17 protein-coding genes are annotated in these 23740 nt (G+C 45.9%); 4 read left to right on the forward strand and 13 right to left on the reverse strand.

Translation table 11 applies throughout. The features are described from left to right. Window positions 1-61: 61 nt before the first annotated feature. The 4 genes from GT360_RS13295 to pilM are packed head-to-tail and all read right to left on the reverse strand — an operon-like array spanning window position 62 to window position 2719. Entirely contained in the window at window positions 62-577 is a 516-nt protein-coding gene (locus tag GT360_RS13295; RefSeq protein ID WP_164649312.1) for a pilus assembly protein PilP, read from the reverse strand. Beyond that, entirely contained in the window at window positions 567-1157 is a 591-nt protein-coding gene (locus GT360_RS13300; RefSeq protein ID WP_164649313.1) for a type IV pilus inner membrane component PilO, read from the reverse strand. The genes GT360_RS13295 and GT360_RS13300 overlap by 11 nt, the downstream gene beginning before the upstream one ends. Beyond that, window positions 1150-1755, reverse strand: coding sequence for a PilN domain-containing protein (locus GT360_RS13305; protein ID WP_164649314.1), 606 nt, complete (start codon window positions 1753-1755; stop codon window positions 1150-1152). The genes GT360_RS13300 and GT360_RS13305 overlap by 8 nt, the downstream gene beginning before the upstream one ends. Then, complete coding sequence (pilM, locus tag GT360_RS13310) at window positions 1745-2719, reverse strand: type IV pilus assembly protein PilM (protein ID WP_164649315.1); 975 nt, start codon at window positions 2717-2719, stop codon at window positions 1745-1747. Before pilM ends, GT360_RS13305 begins: the two co-directional genes overlap by 11 nt. A 138-nt stretch (window positions 2720-2857) precedes the next feature. Here pilM and GT360_RS13315 point away from each other — a divergent pair, with 138 nt between their 5' ends. Together GT360_RS13315 and pssA are read left to right on the forward strand one after the other, a co-directional pair. Continuing rightward, a complete protein-coding gene (locus GT360_RS13315; protein WP_164649316.1) occupies window positions 2858-5356 on the forward strand; it encodes a penicillin-binding protein 1A in 2499 nt (832 codons plus the stop codon). Between the two features lie 516 nt (window positions 5357-5872). After that, entirely contained in the window at window positions 5873-7213 is a 1341-nt protein-coding gene (gene pssA / locus GT360_RS13320) for a CDP-diacylglycerol--serine O-phosphatidyltransferase (RefSeq protein ID WP_164649317.1), read from the forward strand. On the opposite strand, the gene GT360_RS13325 is transcribed toward pssA, so the two are convergent. The 3 genes from GT360_RS13325 to GT360_RS13335 all read right to left on the reverse strand — a co-directional run bounded on the left by GT360_RS13325 (window position 7179) and on the right by GT360_RS13335 (window position 9877). Then, complete coding sequence (locus tag GT360_RS13325; RefSeq protein WP_164649318.1) at window positions 7179-7496, reverse strand: GIY-YIG nuclease family protein; 318 nt, start codon at window positions 7494-7496, stop codon at window positions 7179-7181. The genes pssA and GT360_RS13325 overlap by 35 nt on opposite strands. Before the next feature lie 464 nt (window positions 7497-7960). After that, window positions 7961-8698 (reverse strand): DUF3108 domain-containing protein, encoded by a 738-nt coding sequence (locus GT360_RS13330; RefSeq protein WP_239502557.1) that lies wholly within the window; start codon window positions 8696-8698, stop codon window positions 7961-7963. 9 nt (window positions 8699-8707) lie between these two features. Beyond that, the gene (locus tag GT360_RS13335; protein ID WP_164649319.1) at window positions 8708-9877 is read right to left on the reverse strand and encodes a BamA/TamA family outer membrane protein; all 1170 of its coding nucleotides are present in this window, start codon (window positions 9875-9877) and stop codon (window positions 8708-8710) included. Between the two features lie 274 nt (window positions 9878-10151). Here GT360_RS13335 and GT360_RS13340 point away from each other — a divergent pair, with 274 nt between their 5' ends. Then, on the forward strand, window positions 10152-10760 hold the full coding sequence (locus GT360_RS13340) for a hypothetical protein (protein WP_164649320.1): 609 nt from the start codon (window positions 10152-10154) through the stop codon (window positions 10758-10760). A gap of 152 nt (window positions 10761-10912) precedes the next feature. On the opposite strand, the gene GT360_RS13345 is transcribed toward GT360_RS13340, so the two are convergent. The 6 genes from GT360_RS13345 to GT360_RS13370 all read right to left on the reverse strand — a co-directional run bounded on the left by GT360_RS13345 (window position 10913) and on the right by GT360_RS13370 (window position 22078). Further along, window positions 10913-12733, reverse strand: a complete 1821-nt coding sequence (locus GT360_RS13345) for a flagellar basal body L-ring protein FlgH (RefSeq protein ID WP_164649321.1) — start codon at window positions 12731-12733, stop codon at window positions 10913-10915. A 59-nt stretch (window positions 12734-12792) separates the two neighbouring features. Further along, window positions 12793-13350 (reverse strand): outer membrane beta-barrel protein, encoded by a 558-nt coding sequence (locus GT360_RS13350; RefSeq protein WP_164649322.1) that lies wholly within the window; start codon window positions 13348-13350, stop codon window positions 12793-12795. Between the two features lie 45 nt (window positions 13351-13395). Then, the gene (locus GT360_RS13355) at window positions 13396-15636 is read right to left on the reverse strand and encodes a YjbH domain-containing protein (protein WP_164649323.1); all 2241 of its coding nucleotides are present in this window, start codon (window positions 15634-15636) and stop codon (window positions 13396-13398) included. Window positions 15637-15901: 265 nt separating this feature from the next. Continuing rightward, window positions 15902-17782, reverse strand: coding sequence for a hypothetical protein (locus GT360_RS13360; RefSeq protein ID WP_164649324.1), 1881 nt, complete (start codon window positions 17780-17782; stop codon window positions 15902-15904). Window positions 17783-18046: 264 nt separating this feature from the next. Beyond that, window positions 18047-20614, reverse strand: a complete 2568-nt coding sequence (locus GT360_RS13365; protein ID WP_164649325.1) for an Ig-like domain-containing protein — start codon at window positions 20612-20614, stop codon at window positions 18047-18049. A gap of 297 nt (window positions 20615-20911) precedes the next feature. Beyond that, window positions 20912-22078 (reverse strand): nucleotide sugar dehydrogenase, encoded by a 1167-nt coding sequence (locus tag GT360_RS13370; protein ID WP_164649326.1) that lies wholly within the window; start codon window positions 22076-22078, stop codon window positions 20912-20914. A 133-nt stretch (window positions 22079-22211) separates the two neighbouring features. Between GT360_RS13370 and GT360_RS13375 the strand changes: the two genes are divergently transcribed. Further along, on the forward strand, window positions 22212-23717 hold the full coding sequence (locus GT360_RS13375; RefSeq protein ID WP_164649327.1) for a capsule assembly Wzi family protein: 1506 nt from the start codon (window positions 22212-22214) through the stop codon (window positions 23715-23717). Window positions 23718-23740: the final 23 nt, after the last annotated feature.

Below are 23740 nucleotides of genomic sequence, written 5' to 3' on the forward strand. Positions count from 1 at the left end.
GAAAATAGCTCTTCATTATGACAACTCATCCTTAGTTTCATTTCACAGCCATAGGCCAAATCTATTTCAATGCGAGTGTGACCATACGGGTGCTCCAACACCCCAAGCCATCGGGCAGAGTCTCTTTAATCACTAGTCGATTGCTACTGACTGATGTCACCTTGCCGTTGTTTAACCCGATATATTGTCCAGCACGAACCTTTGCCACATCTCCTTGTGGCGTCTGTACCAAAGCTGACAAATCACCCTCGCTCCCCATCATTCCGCGTAGCTTAAGTTTTTGCAGTGGATAACGCTCTAGCTTGCCGCTTTTATGTCGCGGGGTCGGCTGCCAGCAATCACGACGCGCCAAGGGCTGATCAACAACAAGTGCCGCCTGAGGCAGCACAAAAGGTTGTCGGGGTTCTTGCTGTGAGTAACGGGAAGCCTGGAAGCTCATCGCGGGGGCTAAGCTCTGAATTTGACTAGAGGCGCTTTGCTCAATTTGCTGCACGTAATTATGCAAAGATTCTTGATTTGCCTTACAGCCGAGCAGCAATAAAGTGGAAAGGATCATGGTAGGCCAATTACTCTTCATCGCGTACCTCGGGCTTAAACTGATAGGTGTAAGCTCGCACTCGAAAGTGCAATGTACTGCTCTCTTGACTGACCCGCTGCCAATCCACGTCATCGAAATGAATGATCCTCGGCAGCTGTGCAATAGCTTGAGAAAAGGCGCCAATATCATGGTAATGTCCAGTCAACTCGATATTAAGGGGCAAGCGGTATAGAAAGGTATGGCTCTGCTTCTCCCCCCAATCAATTCGAGTAAAGGTGAGTGAGCTCTCGAGTCCCCTCTCATTTACCGAGGCCAGCATGCTCGCTAACTCTTTTTGCAATGGAAGTTGACGCGATAGGTAATCATAACGCTGATTAAGCTCTTCTAGCTGCGCCTGAATTTTAGGTAGTGCAGCGGCTTTATTGACTTTGATCCTCAGCGTTGTTTTCAGTGTCTGCTCTTGCTGCTTTAAATGGGCGAGTTGCTCATGTTTAGAGGCGAGATAAAACCAATAGCCGACGCCTTGTAGGGTCAATACTAACGCTACAAGAATCACCAGTTGTGCCCATAGCGGCCAGTCAGGCATCTCATCCAATTCAAGGTCGTGTATATCAACCATAGCGTCTCACCTCCTCTGCATGAAAGCGAGGCAATACACTGGCTGTATCAGCATCCTGTGCGAGCTCAAAAGAGACCTTAAAGGTTTGATACTTTTTGCCAAAGCGCGGCTTGTCATGAACAATCGAATGCATTTCAACATTGTTTAGCTGCGGTGATTTTTCCAAACTATCGAGCATCGTCGCCAGCCGAGCGGTGCTATCACTGATGCCTGTTACCTCAACCAGCACACCATTCATCTTGATTTTGTCGACGTAGACCCCTTCGGGGATTAGCGTTGGCATTAGGTTCATAAAATCGGTGGTTTTATTGCGCTGGCGCTGCAATGTCTCAACAACTTCTAGGCGAGTCAGCAGTGCTTGATGCTCTTTTTCACTCACCTTCATCGCGGCAATACGTTTGTCTACCTTTACAATCTGTTGATTCAAATAGTCTAAACGTGTCTGCTGCTGTCTTTGTTGCTGCTCGGCATAACGCCCCAGCGCAAACTGCAAACCAAAGGCCACCACTAAGCTCAATACGACTGATTGGAAAAAGCGCTGGCGATGCGCCTCTCTGCGTTGCTCCCGCCATGGGAGTATGTTGATGCTAGGTAGCATAGTGTTGGCTCTCCCACTCATAAGCGCCCAGTGCCGCCCCCAAAGCCACCGCATACTGATGCTGCCCTTGCATCGCCTGCTCACATAATTTGGGCTTAACCGAGGCTAACGACAAAGGTGCGAGCTTTTCACAAGGTAAGCCCAGCGCGTTCGACAGGTGCTCTTCAATCATTGCCAGATACGCACCGCCACCCGTTAGCCAAATCCCCTGAATAGATTGGCCTGAAGCCATCGGCAGCATTTGAATCTGCCGGCGCAGACGCTCACTTAGCTGCCGAACAAACCCATCATCACCCGTTACCGCTTGCTCTTGGCTGAGCGCAGAGTGGGTGCCAAAGGCAAACTCCTTATGAACCACCGCCTCTCCCACCAGACATAAGGTGGTTTGCACGTGACCAACATCCACCAGCAGCCAACCTGACTTGTGAGTTTTCTCGGCCGCTTGCTGGTACACCCTTGCCAATGCATGCGCTTGCGTGTCCATCACACGTGGCTTAAAGCCAGCTTTAATTGCTGCTCTTTGCCGTGATTCAATCACCTCTCGCTTGGCTGCGAACACTTGAAAGGCCTTGGTAGAGCTTGGACCCGTTGTACTGGCTGCCACATAATCCAAGCGCAGTTCTTCAATAGAGAAAGGAGATTGGTAGGAGAAGGCCTGATGAATCGCAAACTCTTGCTCAGCATCATCGGTCGACGCATCAATTTGCAGCACTTTACTGATCACCGTACTGTCAGGAATGGCCATCGCCGCCTCATGACTCATCCACGGCAACATTTTCTTTAGATCTTTAAGTTTCTTGACACTATCTTGATAATTAAGTGTGTGGTTATCGGAAAATACGGCGTCGCTCACGGGGAGCTCATGAAAAGCCACAATGGTAAAGTGTTGTTTTTCGGGCTTTACGACGACAGCCTTGATACTATAGCGGCCGATATCTATACCCGTGATCAGTGACATACCCATGCTCTAGTGCTCCCTTAGTAGACCATCAACTATTTTCCTTTTGTTGCTAATTTGAGCGATAATTAGCAAAGAGCTGGTTTTTGGCTTAGAGTACAAGGGTTTGCTTATTGGCAGCCTTAACAAATCAAGGATTTTTCGGTGAAATTCATAAAGCGACTGTTTGTATTTACATTGGTTTGCATGATTCTTGGAGTCAGTGCAATTTTTGCCATGTATTTTTATGTGGAAAAAGACCTTCCTAACGTAGATGAACTACGTCACGTCGAACTCGAAACCCCGATGCAGGTGTTTAGCCAAGACGGCAAACTGATTGCGCAATTCGGTGAGAAAAAACGCATTCCTGTGCAGTTTGAAGACATTCCACAAGAGCTGATTGACGCACTCATCGCTACCGAAGATAGCCGTTTCTACACTCACTACGGTGTTGACCCGATCGGTATCACGCGTGCCGCCGTCGTCGTGGCGATGTCAGGCAGTGCTAAGCAAGGTGCGAGTACCATCACTCAGCAGCTTGCGCGTAACTTCTTCCTATCTAATGAGAAGAAGATCATGCGTAAAATCCAAGAGATCTTCTTGGCGATGAAGATTGAGCAGTTGCTGACAAAAGAAGAGATCCTTGAGCTCTACATCAACAAAATTTTCCTTGGCTACCGCTCATACGGCTTTGGCGCGGCTGCGCAAACCTACTTCGGTCAAGACCTGCAAGATTTGAGTCTGTCAGAAATCGCAACGCTAGCAGGCATGCCAAAAGCTCCGTCAACCATGAACCCTATTTACTCTCCAGAGCGTGCCACCAGCCGCCGTAATATCGTCTTGATGCGTATGCTTGAAGAAGGCTACATCACTCAAGCTGAGCATGATGCAGCGCGCAATGAGGAGGTACTGTCTAAGTATCACGGCGCCGAGATTGAGCTGCGTGCGCCATACGTTGCAGAACTTGCACGTGCTTGGATGGTAGAGCGCTATGGAGAAGAGGCGTACACCTCAGGCATGAACATCTACACCACGGTAGATTCAAAACTGCAAGAGGCTGCAAATACCGCTGCGATTGAAAACCTGTTCGGATATGACGAGCGACATGGCTATCGCGGTGCTCGAGAAAACGCTTGGAAAGAAGGGCAAGCGCCGCTGTCGAGCGATGAAATCAATCGCTTCCTGCGCCCGCACCCAATCTACGGCGACTTGCGCCCTGCCGTGGTGACTGCGGTAAATGACGATAGTGCGGAAGTTCAGGTTAAGACCCGTGGTGTGCAAACCATCAGCTGGGATGAGATGAAGTGGGCTCGTCCATTTATCAACGATGACCGCCAAGGCCCTGCACCGAAAACAGCGTCAGAGATCATGACCGTTGGTGAGATGGTGTGGGTTCGCGAGAAAGAACAAGCGGCAACTGAAGAAAACCCAGAGCCGGCATCGATTTGGCGCCTGAGCCAAGTTCCTGAAGCCAACACCGCCTTTGTAGCAATGAATCCAGAAAATGGCGCAGTGACGTCACTGGTTGGCGGCTTTAACTTTGTGCACAACAAGTTCAACCGCGCGACGCAATCAGTACGTCAGGTAGGCTCCAGTATCAAGCCGTTTGTTTACTCAGCGGCACTGGATAACGGTATGACCCTCGCAACGCTCGTGAACGATGCACCAATCAACCAATGGGACAAGAGTCAAGGCACCGCGTGGCGCCCTAAAAACTCACCACCGACGTACACCGGTCCGACTCGTGTACGTATTGGTCTAGCACAATCGAAGAACGTTATGGCTGTGCGCGTGCTGCGTGATGTAGGCCTCGATGAAACACGTGATTACCTGACACGATTTGGCTTTGATAAGGCTGACCTGCCTCGCTCTGAAACTATCGCTCTAGGTGCGGGCAGCTTAACGCCAGTTCAGATGGCACAAGGTTACTCGGTATTTGTGAACGGAGGCTACTATGTTGAGCCCTACTACATCGAGCGCGTAGAAGGCCCTTATGGCGATCTTGAGTTCCAAGCAGAGCCACAGACCATCTGTCGCGAAAACTGCACAACCGCTGTCGATGACGAGTTCCAAGAGCAAGACTTAGAATCACAATACGCACCACAAGTGATCTCAGAGCAAACGGCTTTTTTGATGCGCGAGATGATGTACAGCAACGTATGGGGTGGCGGTAACTGGCGCGAGGGTACTGGCTGGAATGGTACTGGCTGGCGCGCACAAAGCCTAAAACGTCGCGATATCGGTGGTAAAACCGGTACCACCAACGACTCAAAAGATGCTTGGTATAATGGCTACGGCCCAGGTATCGTCGCGACGGCTTGGGTGGGTTTTGATACTCACACCCGCAAACTAGGTCGTACCTCTACCAACAGAAACCTCGGCAAAGACCAAGTAACTGGCGCAGAAGCTGGTGCGAGAACCGCACAACCTGCATGGGTCGATTTCATGAGTGTTGCACTAGAAGGCGTACCACAAGAGCGCAAAGCGATCCCGAAAAATATTGTGCGCGTGCGCATTGACCGCGACAGCGGCTTGCTGACAAACCAATTCGATGGCACGTCAATGTTTGAGTACTTTGAAGAAGGTACAGAGCCAAAAGACTTCGTAAGAAGTGGTAGCTCTGGCGATATTTACTCAGATAGCGACGGTGAAGAGCTGTTTTAACCGCAAAGCCAATTGATAGGTAAATGCCCAAATCACTCTGTGGTTTGGGCGTTTTGTTTTTGTATTAAGTATCAGGCTGAAAGCACCTAATATAATGAACCCAACAACTGTCATTCTGAATTTATTTCAGAATCTGGGTAGGGCTAGCGACTGACATCTTGTGCGTGGTCAGTAGATCCTGAAACAAGTTCAGGATGACGTCCATTGGTAGTTTGGCTCATATTCGTCATGCTGAATTTATTTCAGCATCTAGGTAGGATTGGCGACAAACTTCTAGCGCGTGGTCAGTAGATTCTGAAACATGTTCAGGAAGACATCTTTGGTGTTGGATGACGATTTCGGGTAGGACAACTTCAACAGCCATTCCCCACTATTCAAAGCTGCATAATAGGCATGAACCTCACACCCAGTTACATTTGTTCCCCCCTTCTGTGCGCTATTTCTATACTTGGGAAATAGAAATTTGCTAATATCCAGTGTTCGCAATTTTGCATACAGATAGGTAACACTGACACCATGATGGTCACTCGCAATCTACTTTCACAACTTCCAACCCTCGCTATCGCGCCGGAGCACTTTGATGTGCTGCATTCGGCCAAAGCCTTCAAGGCGAAGTTACTTGAAGCTATCGCTGGGGCAACTGAGCGCATTTATTTGGTCGCTCTGTACTTGGAAGATGATGAAGCTGGGCGTGAAATTATGGATGCGCTGTATGCTGCAAAACAGCGTGACTCAGAGTTAGATATCAAAGTCTGTGTTGACTGGCACCGTGCACAACGTGGCCTTATTGGCGCTGAAAGCTCAGAAGGCAATGCGCAGATGTACAAGCAATATGCCAATAACCATGAGCACAAAGTGCCGGTTTACGGCATTCCTGTGCGTGGTCGTGAAGTATTTGGGGTACTGCACCTTAAAGGCTATGTGGTTGATGATGAAGTCATCTATAGTGGTGCGAGCCTCAACAACATCTATCTTCACCAAGAAGAGCGCTATCGCTACGACCGTTACCATATCTTCAAGCACCAAGCGCTTGCTGACAGCATGGTGAACTTCGTGCAAACCGAAATGATTGACCATCCTGCAGTGAACGATCTGACCAGTGCAAGTAAGCCTCAAACCAAAGAGATTAAGTCTGATATTCGCCAGTTCCGCTCGGCACTCGCGCGCTCGGAATACCAGTTCACATCGCAAGAGGTCGACTCTGGACATGTGGCTATCACACCTCTAGTTGGCCTAGGCAACAAGCGCAACAAGCTTAATAAAACCATCACTCAATTGATTGCTTCTGCCAAAGATGAAGTGTTCATCTGCACGCCATACTTCAACTTCCCACGCAGTGTGGCAAAAGAAGTGCGTAAAGCCCTCAAGCGTGGCGTTCAAGTGACGATCGTAGTGGGTGATAAAACGGCGAACGATTTCTTCATTTCACCAGAAGAAGAGTTCAAAACCATCGGTGGTGTGCCATATCTCTACGAGATGAACCTACGCCGCTTTGCCAAAGCCAACGAGTCACACATCGCTAGCCGCAAGTTATCGATTCGCCTCTGGAAACACGATGCCAACAGCTATCACCTAAAAGGGATGTGGATTGATAAGCGCTACATGCTGATCACAGGTAACAACATCAACCCACGCGCTTGGAAGCTGGATCTAGAAAACGCCATCCTAATTCAAGATCACTACCACCTCCTCAACGATAAGTTAGAGGCTGAGCGCGAACAGATCCTCGAGCACACGCAGCTAATTTGCACTTACAAGCAAGTAGAGAAGATTGAGAACTATCCGGAGTCGGCACAGCGATTGATTCGCAAGATTAAGCGCGTTAAGGCGGATGGGCTATTGAAGCAGCTGCTTTAAAAGCCGAGCGATAAATCCAACCATTGCGGGTTTCGTTGCTCAACAAGGTTATTTTCCACTGTCGATGCCAGTTCTTTAGTTGCTTTTCACGTGCAATGGCAGCAATGATATCCTGATACTGTTCGAAGAAGACAAGTCGGTGGGTTTGGTACTTTTTGCTAAATCCATCAACGACACCGTTCTTATGCTGCCACACTCTTCCCTGTAAATTGGTAGTGACACCAATATAAAGCGCTTTTCTATTTGCTGATGCCATCATGTATACGAAGGGGGGCTTCTCCATCGCTCTATCCATATTGATTGCTGAGGTTTGATTATGGATTAGGTTGGCATGGGATTTACTTATGCGACTTTAAACGCGACAGGTGTCAGTGGATTTCACCCTTAAGCGACATAGAGCGTTGATAATTTGTGACTTGGTGCACGTGGTAAGTAGACCCTGAAATAAATTAAGGGTGACGCACTTATTTGAGCATAAGCGCCCTAAATCTGTCATTCTGAATTTATTTCAGAATCTAGGGACAGAACTCGCGATAAGCAGGCCCTGAAATAAATTCAGGGTGACGAACTCATGTGTCTAAGGGCCCTAATTCAGGGTGACGACATTACTATCATTTGGCTAAGTCATAGCAATTCAACCAGGTTTAGCATTGCTGTACTCAAGAGTTTACCATGCCGCCCCACACCGTCATGCTGAACTCGTTTCAGCATCTACTCAAAGTGTTCACAACACTCAAAGCAATACCGTTACTTACCCTCACAACTGCTTTCATACCTTTGAAGCTCCGCCCCACCCTGCAGCAAAAAACCATGATAACGCGCCTTAACCAGCTGATGATCGAGCGACGGGGCATACCAAAACGTAATACGCTCCTCCCCAGTCTGCTTAACAGGAATCACCTCTATCTCACCCCATTTATCGAGTTTAATAGTGGTCAACTCTCGTACTTCGTAGTTATACGGCTCTGGGCCATCCGTTGCTTGGCGAGTTAATGAGAACGACTTATCGCCATCCAACACATGCTGGCGGATCTGTACTGACAGGGTATCTACGTCTCGAAGCGGCTCACCATTATTTTGATACTCAGTCACTTCTCCATTAAGATCGACCTGCGTTTCGCTACCATCATCAGAAAAGCTCACCTTCATGTCACGGCTCTTAAAGCCAGACACCACTTGATGGAATGAAGTCGTCAGCCAGCTATCACTCGATTCCGACCAAGTCAGTGTCGCCTCTTGGTCATATTGAGTGCCAATACCCAAGATGCTGGCTTTACTTTGTGAAGTCACTGTCGCATTCGTGCCTTCCCAGAACTCTGTGCGATTCATGTAGCCGGTACGAATGCCACTCAGATAAATATGGTAGTACGCCGTTTTCTCACAAGATTGCACTGCACCCTGAGGAGTTGATGAAGCCTGCGGTTGAGCCTGCACAGCAAAACTGGTCAGCAGTGTTAAACAGCCCACTGCACAATACTTCATCATATCACTACCCTAAAATACTTCGTTGACGTTGAGGTAGAAGGCGGTTTCATTCTGACCGAACCCGACATCTGCTCTTAAATTGATTTTATCTTTGATACGGAAGCGAAAGCCCGTACCGTAAGAGGTAAGAATATCATCACTCAGTGCAGAAACTGAAGGGGCAACACTGCCCGCCGCGCCCCAAAAAACCATTCCCAAGCGCTGAACAATCGGCACGCGGTACTCCACCTGCCCCATCATCATATGATCATCACGATAGCGTCCTTTGATGTACCCACGCATCGCACTTGAACCACCTAAATCTGGCAAAGCATACCAAGGCACGTCACCCTCACTAAACTGACCTTGCACTTGCCATGCGATAAGGCCTGGTACGGGGTTCAGGTTCACGTAGTTCGCCAACTCTACATCATACAAGCTGTAGGTATTGTCGCTCTCAAAGTCTTGATAGACGCCTGCATCTAACTGAAACAGCCAACCCTTGCTGGCATTCAGGCGATAGTCACGCGAGTCATAAATGCTCGATATCACGACACCCGCACTGGTACCACTTGGCAGTTCACGACTCGATACTGCGCTACCGCTTTCGCTGTGCTCAAGCTTATCCGCCTTGGCATAAGTCACATCACCGCCTAAGCCAAGGTAGTAATGATGACCAAAGGCTGTCATCCACGTTGGTTTGAAGGAGTATAAGATCTCATCGAACTCATGCTTATTACTATCCACATCACCCGCAGCGATCCCTTTGCCGTAATACACGGAAGCTTCATTATGCAGCTCAACATCGAGCAGCAAGCGCTGCTTACCTTGATTGAAATAGGTCATGTTCTCAATCGACACGCCATAGGACTTGTTCTGAGAGATAAACGAGTTCACCACCAAAGAAGAAGGCTGCTCCGTGCTACTTGAGCCCTCGGTATGATACAAGCCCACCATCAACAGCCCCACACCAAACTTCTTCTCAGGTGTGTAGTAAGCCGTTGGCAAGTAACTCATATCGATGGTTTTATTCTCATCAAACTCACCATCCGCACCAAACACGTCAAGCACCTCGTCCACCCAGGTATGTTCAAGGTATTCAGGGGTTTCAAATAGAGGCTCTATATCAGAGGCGTAAACAGAGCTGCTGAGCGCTAACGCACACAATGAGCCTAACGACAGATGAGTTTGGGGATTCATGGACGTCCTTGAAAATGCATAGAAATTGTAGATTGAGCGCGCATTATAAACATTAATAGTGTGAACGTAGAGTGAACAATGGCAAGAGTTTATCAAGACGACTCAAGTCACCAATTCTCTTACTAGAATTAGCCTATTTTATTAGGCTAAGCCTCATCATAGGAATCACTCACACAAAATAATGCATAGCTTCAAAGAAGCTGATTATAAAATTGAGATTTACATCGTCCTTTTCTAGCCTAACTATAGGGAATAAATACAAAAAGGATGCTTTATGCCCCAACCTCTATTGAGCCTGATAAAGAAAAGTTTCTTATGCTTCACTATTACCGCTTTAGCTGCATTGGTAATACATGCAGACGTTAGACTACTAGACAGCAAAGCCGGTGAGGATTCACTCATCGAATACTGCCAAGACCTTATTCTTCTGTTTTTAATTGTCATGCTCTTTGTCGCTGGCCGAAGAATCCAAGCTCAAAGAAGTTTTCTATTTCTGATGAGCGCCTTCTTTAGCTGCTTACTTATCAGAGAGCTTGACGGAGTATTCGATCAAATCACCCATGGTTTTTGGAAGTATCCAGCCTGGATTATCGCTATCGGAGCGTGCTATTACAGCCTATTCCTGCATCGTGAAGCCACTCTCGACTCACTAGCCCAATATATGCAGCACCCAAGCTTCGGTCTCATGCTAGGTGCCATGTCAATGCTCATGGTTTTCTCACGTCTTTTCGGTATGGGGGATCTTTGGCAGCATTTATTAGAAGGTGGGTATGCTCGTTCAGCCAAAAATACAGCCGAAGAGGGGACAGAGTTGGTGAGCTATACGCTTATTGCTTGTGCCAGCGTCTGGTATTGCCTCTCTCTCAGTAAAGAAAGCAAATAGCGGCTTATCCCCGCTAATCAGCACGAGATACAAAAGCTGACTTACGAGGTACGTTACAACACGGGTAAAGCCCAGCAACTTACTCAAAAAAACCCAAATAAAAAGGGAGCGCCTGCTCCCTTTTTATTTAATCGAATGGATTTGATACTGGATTAGCTACCAGTACCGCCACCACCGCCGTTACCGCCTGTGCCGCCGGTAACAACACATTCAGATGCTGGGACCATAAAGTCGAGTGTATCTACAATGTTCTGACCTGAAGTTAGCTCTACTCGATTAAACGTCTTAGTTTCACCCTTCAAGTTATTGCCACGCAGTTCACCGTGGAACTCGTAAGTACCCGGCTCTAGACTCAATGTGCTAGTGCTGCCTTTACCAATGCTGAAGCCACCCAGAGAGTAGTTTTGGTCACCAACCGCTTTGTAATAACGAACATAACCTGGCTGAGGTGTTGTTTCACCATTGCCTTCACAAACACTTTGTAGTGACACAGAGTAATCAGCATTATCAACAACTTCTGACTCAACTGTGAATGTAGCTCCATCTAAACTACAGAAGTTTGCTGTCAACGTACCATCAGTGTTTACGTTGATTGCATTACCATCTTTATCAACTGCACTCTTAATTAAGCTCGCTGCTCTGGTTGTGCGGTACTTAGTAATAGCGACTGTTCCTTCACCATTTTCAGGAACATTACGGTAGGTATGTGTGCCAAAACTCACTACAGCTTGACCAGTCCAACCACCACCATCACGAACGAATAGTACGCGAGGTCTATAGTTCTCAGTTACAGAATCTCTAACCGTGAATTCAACATCACAACGCTCAGCTTTATAATCAAGGTTGTAGTAAGAAAGGTGGCTGATTTGCTTGGTTACAGTAAAGGTGTTCGAATCTTCGTTAAATACACCAACTTCCGCATCACCTTCAGCTTTCCACAAACCTTCAAGCTCATCATAAGACCACACAGGAATAGTCTCACCAGTCTGAACCTTATTACCTGTGTCCGGGTTCACTGTCTCTGCAGAAACTTGGAAAGTTAGATCAATCGGTGGCTCAAAGTCCCTTACAAGGGTGCCATCTTCAGTACGCATTTCGATTGCTGTGAAGCCCGCTGAAATGAAAGTGATCTCTGAGAGTTCTTCATCTGGGTTACCATCTTCATCAAGAATCTGACTTGGTGCTAAACCACCAGGGAAAGAGAGAAGAGCTGATTCAGTATCAAGATCAGTCGTGCCTACAGGCTCATTTGAGAAGTAAACCACGTTTGCTTCAATTGGACCTGTAACCACATTACCTTCTCTATCTTTTAGAGTCGTGCCTGCAGGGATAGCAAGGTCAACGGTACCACCAGCAACGGCTTCTTCGTTCTTATCACCCTCTTGAGGTACTGGTGTAGAGATTACAATCTCTTCAGCAACTGTACCGTCATCATTTACTTTAACGGTTTCTGTACTACCAGTAACGGCTGTTGTTGACTCACCTGAGTCATCAACAACATTTGGCGTAACAGTGACAACCACAAAACCTGCACCATCTTCTGGAATGTCAGCTGCTGCTGGGATGATGATTGTTTGACCCGTTGTGAAGTAGCCATCAACAAAGACAACTAGATCTAATTGAATTTCGTCTAAACTTGATGCATCAGTACGAGATAGAATGAAGCCACCAGTAGAAGATACATACTTATTCTGTTTCACTTCAGTATCATTACGGCCTTCAGTGCTATCGATTTCAGCACCACTCACGTCTAGCGCATCAAGCTCAATTGCAGAACCAGATAAGTTGAAGCGAACTTCTGTATCTGTTAACGAGCCTTCACCCATACCTTCAAAGAAGATAGAAAGCGGTGAATTAAACTCTTCTGCTGCTGGTGGTGGCACTGGAATCGCCACCTCATTTTGGTTATCTGAGCGCTCACAACCTGTTAGCACTGCCATACCGATCATTGTTGCTAATATCGTTTTTTTCATTGCTTATACCTTTAAAAATTTCAATCCCTTAAGACACAATCTTAATTGGGAAGCCCAAATTAGAATGTGTACTGCACACCAATGTTGTATGTGTGAAAATCAGGAGAGCCCCCGATATTGTTGTAGAATTTGTAATCCAGTAGCGCGCTCCAATTTTCTTGGAAGTTGTATGCACCACCTAGACCAACGGTTGCAGATACATCCGAATCACTACAACATGCATCGCCATTCGCATCCCAGTCGTAAGCAATACCACCAAGACGAGCAAATACGTCAAATTTTTCATTCACCGAGTGGATAAACTTCGCGCCAAAATCAAAGCCAGAAGCTTGGAAATCTGCGTTCGCGTTATCAAACTTGATCTTACCTAGATCAACATAACCTACCTCAAGGGCTAGCCATGGCACAGTGTCGAATTTCAAGCCACCATATAGACCCCACACTGTTGTGTTTTTGTCGATACCTGTACCTTGAGTCGCAGTTCTATCCATATCCGTTACACTACTGCCACCCACTTGTGCAGCAACGTAAAAAGTCGGGTTCGTTTCTTGTGCAGTTGCGGCATATGCCGCGCATGAAGACACCACTGCCAGTGCCAAGAATGATTTTTTCATCATTGTTTTCCCCTATTTCCTAGCCTATTAAATTTGAAACTACACAACTTATCGATACAGCAGGTAGGCGTCTCGAAGCCTTTCTAAATTCGAGTTGATATAACGCGCAGAGAGCCTATCTCGGTTGTAGTAATTTCGATCAATACGATTTTGTAGATCCACTTCCTGCACAAGGGTGCCGTCAAGGAAGTTATTCTCGTTTCGAACCATGGTGCGGTAGCCCCACGTCCACTGTTCGATACCGCGAATCTGAATTGGGTCTGGTGCCATGTCTTTTCTGAAGGTCAGAGGCAGAGCAATGTTCAGCCCAGCAAAGCTGCTATCTGTGTGCTCAAAGAAGATGCTTACTGCCGTATCACCGAACCAGTGTTTACTCGTGATTTTAAAACCTGTATCACCAGCCCAATATTCACCAGCATTCGCCTCTAGGGCCCAATCATACTGGTCGAAATAATAACGATAATGTGCAAGAACAGGCGTTGCGTTGCGCGCATTGCTGTTGTCCTTGTGTTCATAATAAGAGGCCTCTAAGCCAAATTTGTGGGTCCCCTCAGGCGACTGCCAGCGCAGCTCACCCGTACCACCTAGATAATCCGTTTTGATCTGCCCTACACTCACTTGTGCAAAAGCATCTTGAGGAAGCTTAAAGCCTTGGTGGATCAGCGCTCGGTCAATCTCACTCTGGTGACGATCGTTGCCAAAATACTCCCCTGGTTCATAATCATCAGAGTTAGCGATAGGCAGCATGTGACGCACATCGACTAACCCCCCAGTCCAGACTGGCACTTGTAAGTTTGTCGACAGTGCAAGAGAGTAATCAAACACTCCTAGCTCAGTACCAATGGTTGAGTACAAGCTTGGAGAGAGGATAACTCGAGGTTTCAACGTATGACTATTCTCTCGCTCTGATACCCAAGCAACATGATCATGCTGATCATGACCATCACTGACGGTGAGCCTAGAAAGAGGTGTATAATTTGAATGGAAAATGTCGGCCAGGTCTTGTTCACTGCCCGCCACTTTGATCACCGGAATATTATTATTCAACAGATACAAGCTAAATGCGGGGTAGCTGGACTGTTCACTAATAAAACCAAGAATGACACCGATTGCATCCAGCTCATTTTGGTTAAATAAGTTATTTTCAGCTCGAACAATCAACTCAGAGCCGGCACTACCAACGGAAACATTCTCAAAACCATACTCAACAAGCCTTTGGCTCAGTAGCTGCTCAGCAACTTCAGGCGCAACGGCTGGTACCACTGGTGTCGGTTCAAGTAAAGCTTGCTCAATACTTGTTTTGGGCTGGTCTTTATCGGTAGCACGAGAAGCAAGTGCAAACTCGGCCATCGACGCTTCCCTTACTGCAACGGTTGGCTCTTCTGAATCAACGCCCACTGAAGTGTCACGATTGTAACGGGTCGAATAGTTTGAACCAGCAAGCGGCAAAGTTAACCCTGCACCAATCCATTGATTATCACGCCCTGGAGTCGATGAATCAGAATAAGCTTGGTAACTAATATTGGCCTGAAGCCCCCATGGTAACCAAGAAGATGGTGTAAAAGCTTTTACACCAGCATTGAGACCCGTACCGTCATAGTCTCCCACGAGCTGTAACCAAGACAAAGGCTGATATTCAACTCCTCCAAATGCGCCAGACAGATAATCTGAGCCCATTTGGTGTTCATACAGAGTCTCTTCGTCGTTATAGCCGTAACCTAGCGAGAAACGAAAATCATAAAAACGTTTACTAGCAACCGCATAATAAGTCTCATGGAAGCTGGCTTCACCACCCACATCCTGAATACCGACAGCAAACTGGAACCAATCGGTCGGAATCAACCAATCAAAGTTCACTTTACCTGAAACAGAGAGATCACTTGAAGTTGCTGGCTCCCAAGGCTCACCACTAAAGTCTTTGTGCGTATTTTGAACCACAAGCTCTAAGTGCGGGAAGATACCCACGCCCATCATGACCGTGTTATGAGCACCGATACCGTGAATCGTTGACGTATCAATATTGTCTTCATGATGATAACTAAAGTTAATATCGCCAAAGGGTAAGACTTGCGCATGAGGGGTACGCAGCAAGCCAGTCCCCCCCGTTTGAGCCATCGAGTTATGGAAAGGGGTATAGGTTAACCGCCCAACTTCATCATCTGCATGAAGAGAGCCTAATGAGAGTGCGATTGAAAAGCACAAAGCCGTGCGCTGAAAGTCGCGTCTTTTGTAGAGACGAGCAAAAGCTGGCTCTACTGCCACAACCTTGTGTCGATAAAACAAATCCATTTCCAACTACGTTATTGATAAGTCGAGTAATTAAAAGGCCAAAGAGTTCACTACTCCAGATTGGCATATACTAAAGTATTAATCACAACTTTACTATCGCAGTTTCAAATAAATTGGTTGCATAAGTATGACAATTCTTTGAACTAGCTTCAAAGTTTTGTCTATTGATAATTGAATAAATTAAATTTCCGCAAGCCAAAAGCCGTTTATATTGCGGCAAAAAAAAAGAGGCCGTTAGGCCTCTTTGGATAAATACCTTAGTGATTTAGTTCCCTGTACCACCACCGGCACTGGCACCAGTCCCCCCGGATGGGTCACAGATAAAGTTTCTAGTAAAGACAACCGGAGCATCACTATCGACGCTGAATGTTTCTACGAAACTATCGTAGTAACCTTTTTCAACATTCCAAACATAGATAGTAGCGGAATAGCTGCCCTCTTCTAACGTTTTAGAGACAGTAGAAGTGGAAGAACTATAGAGCCAGGTTACCCAACGTCCATTTTCGTAGATATAAATGTAGCCCGGTTGCTGCGTTGACAGGTTGCTATCAGTACACTGATCAACAATAGAGAAAGGCACGTCATAGCGAACCGGCGGCGTCGCATCTAATGTCACGACGTAATTTACCTGTCTACCTCGCTCACCATCACCACCACAGAAGTTCAGGCCTGTCACCACACCATCAGCACCGACGGTACCACTGGGTAATGCATTTCCACTGCCATCGGTTAGGCTTAATGCTGAGATAGCAGAACCATCTACACCACGAAAGTTCATCGAGAAGGTTCCATCATAAGGAGGAACATTTACGACTGTAATATTAGGACTATTGTCATACGTCGTTTTGTATTTGTTCCAGCCACCAGCTGAGCGGCGCATAGCAAAGTTAAGATTTTCTGAAGTCTCACCCACAGAGTCAGATACAGTCATCTGAATATTACAGCGGTCTTGACCAAAATAATCGAGGTTAAAATAGGACAAGTGATCAACTGCAGCAACGGCAGGGAAGTTACCATCACTATTTGCAGCAGAGAGCGTGACTTCGCCTTCATAGGCCCATTGTCCGGTAGACTCATCGTAACTCCAGAAAGGAATAACACTCCCTTCTTTGACTTCGTTACCTTCGTCATCTTTAGTGCCAGCAGGAACCGTAAAGGTAATTTGCACCGGTTTTGCGTCTTCATCGTTACCAGAACTAAACTCACGAACTAGATTTCCCGCCTCATCGGCAATTTCTATAGCCACAAAGCCTGCACTAATGAAATTTCCTCCCTCTTCACCACCATCGATACCGACAACACTTTCTGGTGATAAACCGCCAGGAAATTGGTTCAGTGGAGACAAAGACTCATCAGCGGCATTAGAGGGATCGGCAGAGAAATAGGCCACATTCGTAGAGAGAGCGCCAACGATCGGTACCGTCTCTCCTGCGGCATTTTTCGCAACCAGAGTAGTGTTAGCCGGAATCGATACTTCTGCTTTCCCCCCCTGATTAACTTCTTGCAGTTCTTCTGAATCTGAGAAGGTCGGAGTCGATGACTCTATCGGCACCAAAATAACCGCAGTTTTAGCTTCCTCATCCACCGAGACATCACTGGCACTGGTTTTAACCTCAGGAGCGGATGCGATAGCAATCCCTTCTTCTTCAGCGTCAAATTGTTTGGAGGTTAATTGCGCTTCGACTGAAATCGTTCCAGATTGCACTGCGCTTTGATCGACTACCGCTGTTACCTTATTGGCGTAATTCCCATCGGCTGATACCACAAAATCAATAATGGCAATACCACCTGCTTCAAAGAAGCCCTCGTTGTACATTAACGCTGCCGCAGCTATACCAGTGGCCGGTATCTCTATCGACGTAATAGTCTCACCTTGCCCATCAACCACTCTCACTTCATCACTATTGCGTGCAGCGACCAGTTGTTCAGTTGTGGAGGTAGTAACGAAGACATCTGCTTTTGCGTTGGTGAGATCCGTTCGCGGGTTGCCATTGCTGTCAGGTACAACCAATGATAATACGGTTGAAAACTCTTGTGCTTGAGGTGGTGGTGTTGGTTCTGGGTTGGTCGCACTATCTGAGTCAGAGCAGCCAATCAACCCCACTGTGAGTAACCCTAATATCAGGGTTGTTTTTATTCGATTCATAGTTCCCTAGCCCTAAAAATTGGGGGTGACTTATCAACGATAGTCACTTCCTTGCTTGATAATAAGCCACCCAAGTTCTAAACAAATTGGTTAGCAGCACACTCGTAAGGCTCGGCTCGATTTGACGAACTAACTCCAAGATAGAGTAGAAACTATATCTGTTATTCCAAATTATTTTGTTGAAAAAATTACTATAACTGTTTCAAGTTCAATAACAAAAAAGGCTCCCGAAGGAGCCTAAAGCATAGATAATTAATGACAGCACTAGTCCGCTAGATTCGGATTGCGCATCTGGAAACTCACAAAATCAATCCGCCCACCGTTCCTTGAGTCATGGGAAATATAATGCCAACCTCCATTGAGGTTATAGAGATATCGATTGCCCATTCCACTTTGACTAAAAGTCGACAGGTATTGAGTACCAAACATGTTCTCGTCCACACTCCATGTTTGCTCTTTTTCATTCCATACCGAAATCGCATCATAATGAATGTATACGGTTTCATCTTCGACATGCGGATTACGCTGAGCCATGTGAGACGAATCTATTACTTGGTTGTAGCTTGAGCTGGTATAAGCGTAATTGATGACTTGACCATCTTTAGTCATTTCAAATGTCTGTGTTGAAAACCCATCTTCCGTCGCACTATCAATATGACGAGAGTTCGAGGAATTACCGTTTTTCACGTAAGCATAAGAGCCAACTACTTTGTCACCGATATGCGCAACACTTGGTCGATGATCACCTTTATGCCCGATCAGTGAAGCCCCCTGCTCTGGCGTGTATACATGAGGGTAATCTTGTGGGGCTGTCCATAAATATCGCTCTAAAGCTGTACCAGACAGTCCTTCATAACCAAAGCAATAAACCGAGAATACGTCTAATTCGCTAGTCAAACTGACGCCAAGCATTGGATCCGAGCCGCAATTATCAGTCTTGTCAGTTTGTGGATATTGCAACTGAACGGAGTAACCAACTTCAAGCTCATCGAGCTCAACAAAGTAAAAGGTGGGCTTCCCTTGCAACGGTGTATCAATTGCCATCATATGATTCGAATGCACCATTTGTTGGCCCATACGCCAACGCGAGATAGGCAATTCAAATTCACGCTCAACCCATTGTGATAACTCTGGACGATAACGATGGAAAGGTAGCAAACCTGCATTATTACTGTCAGGATACGCCAGGATCAAGTGACCTTGCTTGTTAAACGCAAGCATCCCTCTTTGGTGCAAATAAGGGAAAGAATCAAAGCTAGCAGAACTAAAGTCCACCTTATGAGGTTCAGCCTCTAAGTTGTCAACATTAACAATAAAACTTGCCTGTTCTCTATTTGCCCACTCCACATTAAGGACAAAATAGCCATTACCACCACCGTTGATCATATAAGTGTGAGGTCTACTTTGAGTCTTGACGTTTTCAAGCACCATCACTGGCTCAGATAGTGTTTCTCCGTCGAATACCGAAACGGCAACACCTAATGAAATATTGCCCTCTTCCATATCCCAGATGAAGTAGATATTACCCCCCTGTGTGAAAGTAGAGACAAACTTACCATTCTCGGGCTGTGGGAACGTGTGCTTATTCCACTGGTAAACATCGGGGTTATCAGTCACTTCTAGTGCGATCTTAGCTGAGCCGATTTCACCATTGCGATCAAGCTCATACTCGATATGTAACTCATCCAATCGTTTTTGCAACAGGCGTGGGATATTGTTTAGCTCAAACTCAGTCTCACCACTGCGCAGCGCACGAGTATACAACTCATCCATCTCAAGCATTTTATAACCTTGTTCATCCCGAGCACTGGTGTTAAACACAAACTCAGCATCAGAGAATGTCTCAGTTTTGCCATTCGATAATTCTATCGACACCGTATTATACAGCTTGTCATCTTCAGTAATTTGCAACGTGTTGTTGCTAGAAATATTTGGCAAGATTGACTCGGCCACGGCTGGAAGAACGGTAAAAGCTTGCTTGGCTTCTTTCTCTTCAAACGTTAGCGTAATCTCAGTATTACCGTCGGAATGACTTTGCAGCACGTTACCGTTAAAGGTAGCGACATTTTCATCTGAGCTAGTCCAACTCGCTTTTTCAGTGATCTTCTCTTCACTTTCATCACTGTAAAGTGCCCACGCTTCAAAAGACACATTGTAGCCATCAATAACACTGTCGCTACCACCTCGGATGGCAACAGACTCTAGCTCAGGAATTGGCGCTAATACTTCGATAGAAACCGTTTGAGAAAAAGATTCAAAGCTTGCCTGGATAGAAGAACTTCCTACACCTTGAGCAGAGATAGTACCTAACTGCACCTCAGCCACCGATGCATCTGAGCTGTTCCAACTCGCCTTTTCCGTCACATCGACTTGTTGATCGTTACTGTAAACCGCCGTCAGCTTAAGCGATTGAGTTTCACCTATCAGCATTTCAGGTTTAGCCTCAGACAGCAGAAGACTATCTAACGTCACCTCTTCTTCTTCAGCGAGGATAGTGAAGTTCGTGCTATCTGATTTTCCTTGGTAAGAGATGGTCAGGCTCGCCGTTTCAACCGCTGCGATAGCGGTCAGGACATTACCATTCAGACTAGCGGCATCCATCGGGGTAACGGCCCAGCTTCCTGTAGTTGAAATGTCCTGTGTTTTGCCACTTTCCCATGTAGCAAGCGCCTCAAGAGTCAGGCTTTCACCCACATTTAACTCTGTTGGTTTCGAAATAATAGAGATTTGAGATAGAGAATCGGTTGGTGGGTTTGGAGAGCCACCACTACTTGAATTACAACCTGTTAACGCGATAACAGGCAGAGCTAATGCCCAGTACGACAGTTTCACTTTAATACTCCCTAATTTTAGTGAAATGACGTTTACTAGCGCATTTTTGGAACAGAAATCATACAAACTAACTTTAATTTCAACCAATTGCATATCGACTTGCGACTTATCTCAACATTGAGACAGGTCCAATAAAAAAACAATACACAAATGTAACCATTTACATACAACATGTAGTAGCAAAGAACGTTAGCGCTTTAAACCATTGAAATAAAAAAGGATAACTTCGCATAAACAAAAAAAAACGCCCGGTCTAAGCCAAGGCGTTTTTACTTATTACTCAGTCAAAGTGCTGACTTAGTCACTACCAAAGAGGTCACGTGTGTAGACTTTCTCTTCAACATCACGAATCTCATCAACCATACGGTTTGACACAATCACGTCACAGCTTGCTTTAAACTCTTCCAGATCACGCATCACTTTTGAGTGGAAGAATTCATCTTCTTTCAAAACAGGCTCGTAAACCACAACCTCAATGCCTTTTGCCTTGATGCGCTTCATAACACCTTGAATGCTAGACGCTCGGAAGTTATCAGAGCCTGACTTCATGATTAAGCGGTAGATACCCACACGTTTAGGGTTACGGCTGATTATTGAGTCAGCAACAAAATCTTTACGAGTGCGGTTTGCGTCTACGATTGCACCGATAATCTCATTCGGTACGTCTTGGTAGTTTGCACGCAGTTGCTTAGTATCTTTTGGCAAGCAATACCCACCATACCCAAATGATGGATTGTTGTAGTGATCACCTATACGTGGGTCTAAGCCGACACCTTCAATAATTTGACGTGAGTTCAAACCATGAGTTTCAGCGTAGGTATCAAGCTCATTGAAGTAAGCCACACGCAAAGCTAGGTAGGTATTAGAGAATAACTTCACGGCTTCTGCTTCAGTAGAATCTGTAAATAACACAGGTACATCTGTCTCTTCAGCGCCCTCAAGAAGCAAATCTGCAAACACTTTCGCTCGTTCAGAACGCTCACCCACGATAATACGTGATGGGTGAAGGTTGTCATACAGCGCACGACCTTCACGTAAAAATTCAGGAGAGAACAATAAATTATCAGTGCCCAGCTCTTCACTGATTCGCTTAGTGTAACCTACAGGAACGGTCGATTTGATCACCATTACTGCATTAGGGTTAATCGCCATTACATCTTTAATGACCGCTTCAACGGACTTGGTATTAAAGTAGTTTGTCTCAGGGTCATAGTCTGTTGGTGTTGCAATAACAACATACTGCGCATCTTTATAGGCTAACTCTTTATCTAGAGTCGCGGTAAAGTTCAGCTCTTTATTTGCAAGAAAGTCTGAAATTTCTGCATCGACAATTGGAGAGTGCATATTATTAAGAAGGCTCACTTTCTCTTCGATGATATCAACAGCAATCACATCATGATTTTGTGAAAGCAACATTGCGTTTGATAGGCCGACATAGCCCGTACCTGCAATAGCAATTTTCATTTTTTATTCCCTAACACAACTAGTTTTTAAATTGGCAATACTTTATCAGTATTTTATGAGTTTATCTTCAACTGAATCAGAACAAATGGTGTGTTGTTAGGGCATAGGAAGATACGGTATGATCGAGTGAACAATGTACAACACACCAACAAGTATGGAATCACCGATGCGCACTTTTGCCAAAGGACTAGCACTTTCCACCTTGGTCGTTGCAAGCCTATCACATGCTAAACCATGGATTGAACCCAATGACCTACACCTCAGGGCTGATCTTCAGCTTCTTGCTAATGCAGGAATCATTAATGTTCCCATCACAACCTATCCCTTAATGTGGGACGGGGTTATCAACGATGTGAATAAAAACGCCCATCAAGCAAAATCGGGGGTGGCAGTAGATGCCGTTAGACGAGTAAAACGTGCATTTCAGGCCTCTCAGCAAGCCAGTGTAAAGCTGGAAGCGGGTGTCGCTTCTGAAGCTTCACGTTTTCAGCACTTTGGTACACCAATGCGTGAACAAGCTGAAGTGACAGCAGGATACAGCACCCAAGGCAGTTGGTGGGCTTACAATCTAGAAGCAACCTATGCTTATGATGCACAAGATGACGAAGATGTACGCCTCGATGGTTCATATATTGCTGCGATAATGGGCAACTGGGTGTTAAGTGCTGGATATCAACAGCAGTGGTATGGACCTGGTTGGGACACGGCTCTAACAATGAGTACCAATGCGCGACCTCTGCCCTCAGTGAATCTAACAAGACATAACCCTGAAGCCTTTGACGTTCCGGTACTTGAGTGGCTTGGCCCATGGACTTTAACGACTGGTATAGGGTGGATGAATGATGAACGCTTTATGGAAGACACTCTGTTATGGACTTTTCGCGGAACCATAAAGCCCCATCCTAATTTTGAGTTTGGAGTATCACGTACAGCCCAGCTTTGCGGTGGAAATCAAAAATGCAATGCCAATACTTGGTGGAAAATGCTTATTGGCGATACCAATAATAAGTACGAAGATGCAGGGGAAGTTAATCAGCTTGCGGCTGTAGATGCTAGGTGGGGAGACACCGCATATGGCATTCCGTATAGTTTATACTGGGAGTCAATGGGAGAAGATGGAGTAAGACTTGATAGGTTTCCGCCATTCCAAGCAAAAAGTTATTTGTATGGTGCTGATATAACCTATGATGCGCTGGGAAACTCAATTACATCCTTTATTGAATACTCTGAAACTAATCCTACTTGCGGTACCCGTGGAGGGAACTGCGCTTATGAGCACCATAACTACCGTTCAGGATATCGATATTATAATCGTGTTCTTGGTTCAACCTACGACAACGATGCCAATACTTATACTTTAGGCTTTATCGGTTTTTCACATGCAACTACCCACAGATGGAAAGCAAATCTTCGCTACCTAGAACTGAACAAGAATGGTGATAATAATTGGGTCGAAGATGGCGGTGGTAATAAAGTTTCCCCCAACGGTGAGAACACATGGAACATAGACTTTAGCTACCTTTTCCCTATTAGGCGTGGTGAAATAGAGCTAGGGACAGAATATAGTTTTATAGAGAATAGAGATGGTACTGACGAAAGTAACATCGCTGTCTGGGCACATTGGAGCTATCAGTTCTAATACTAATTTCAAAAATAAAGAAG

Origin of the sequence: Vibrio astriarenae (assembly GCF_010587385.1) — a bacterium.
Classification (GTDB): Bacteria; Pseudomonadota; Gammaproteobacteria; order Enterobacterales; family Vibrionaceae; genus Vibrio; species Vibrio astriarenae.

Excerpts from the sequence above, each read along its gene's own strand:
- GT360_RS13355 (WP_164649323.1), bottom strand. The coding sequence starts at position 15,636 with ATGGATTTGTTTTATCGACACAAGGTTGTGGCAGTAGAGCCAGCTTTT.
- GT360_RS13375 (WP_164649327.1), top strand. The coding sequence starts at position 22,212 with ATGTACAACACACCAACAAGTATGGAATCACCGATGCGCACTTTTGCC.
- GT360_RS13350 (WP_164649322.1), bottom strand. The coding sequence starts at position 13,350 with ATGATGAAAAAATCATTCTTGGCACTGGCAGTGGTGTCTTCATGCGCG.
- GT360_RS13300 (WP_164649313.1), bottom strand. The coding sequence starts at position 1,157 with ATGGTTGATATACACGACCTTGAATTGGATGAGATGCCTGACTGGCCG.
- pssA (WP_164649317.1), top strand. The coding sequence starts at position 5,873 with ATGATGGTCACTCGCAATCTACTTTCACAACTTCCAACCCTCGCTATC.
- GT360_RS13305 (WP_164649314.1), bottom strand. The coding sequence starts at position 1,755 with ATGCTACCTAGCATCAACATACTCCCATGGCGGGAGCAACGCAGAGAG.
- GT360_RS13330 (WP_239502557.1), bottom strand. The coding sequence starts at position 8,698 with ATGATGAAGTATTGTGCAGTGGGCTGTTTAACACTGCTGACCAGTTTT.
- GT360_RS13360 (WP_164649324.1), bottom strand. The coding sequence starts at position 17,782 with ATGAATCGAATAAAAACAACCCTGATATTAGGGTTACTCACAGTGGGG.
- GT360_RS13370 (WP_164649326.1), bottom strand. The coding sequence starts at position 22,078 with ATGAAAATTGCTATTGCAGGTACGGGCTATGTCGGCCTATCAAACGCA.
- GT360_RS13295 (WP_164649312.1), bottom strand. The coding sequence starts at position 577 with ATGAAGAGTAATTGGCCTACCATGATCCTTTCCACTTTATTGCTGCTC.
- GT360_RS13325 (WP_164649318.1), bottom strand. The coding sequence starts at position 7,496 with ATGGAGAAGCCCCCCTTCGTATACATGATGGCATCAGCAAATAGAAAA.
- GT360_RS13345 (WP_164649321.1), bottom strand. The coding sequence starts at position 12,733 with ATGAAAAAAACGATATTAGCAACAATGATCGGTATGGCAGTGCTAACA.
- pilM (WP_164649315.1), bottom strand. The coding sequence starts at position 2,719 with ATGGGTATGTCACTGATCACGGGTATAGATATCGGCCGCTATAGTATC.
- GT360_RS13335 (WP_164649319.1), bottom strand. The coding sequence starts at position 9,877 with ATGAATCCCCAAACTCATCTGTCGTTAGGCTCATTGTGTGCGTTAGCG.
- GT360_RS13340 (WP_164649320.1), top strand. The coding sequence starts at position 10,152 with ATGCCCCAACCTCTATTGAGCCTGATAAAGAAAAGTTTCTTATGCTTC.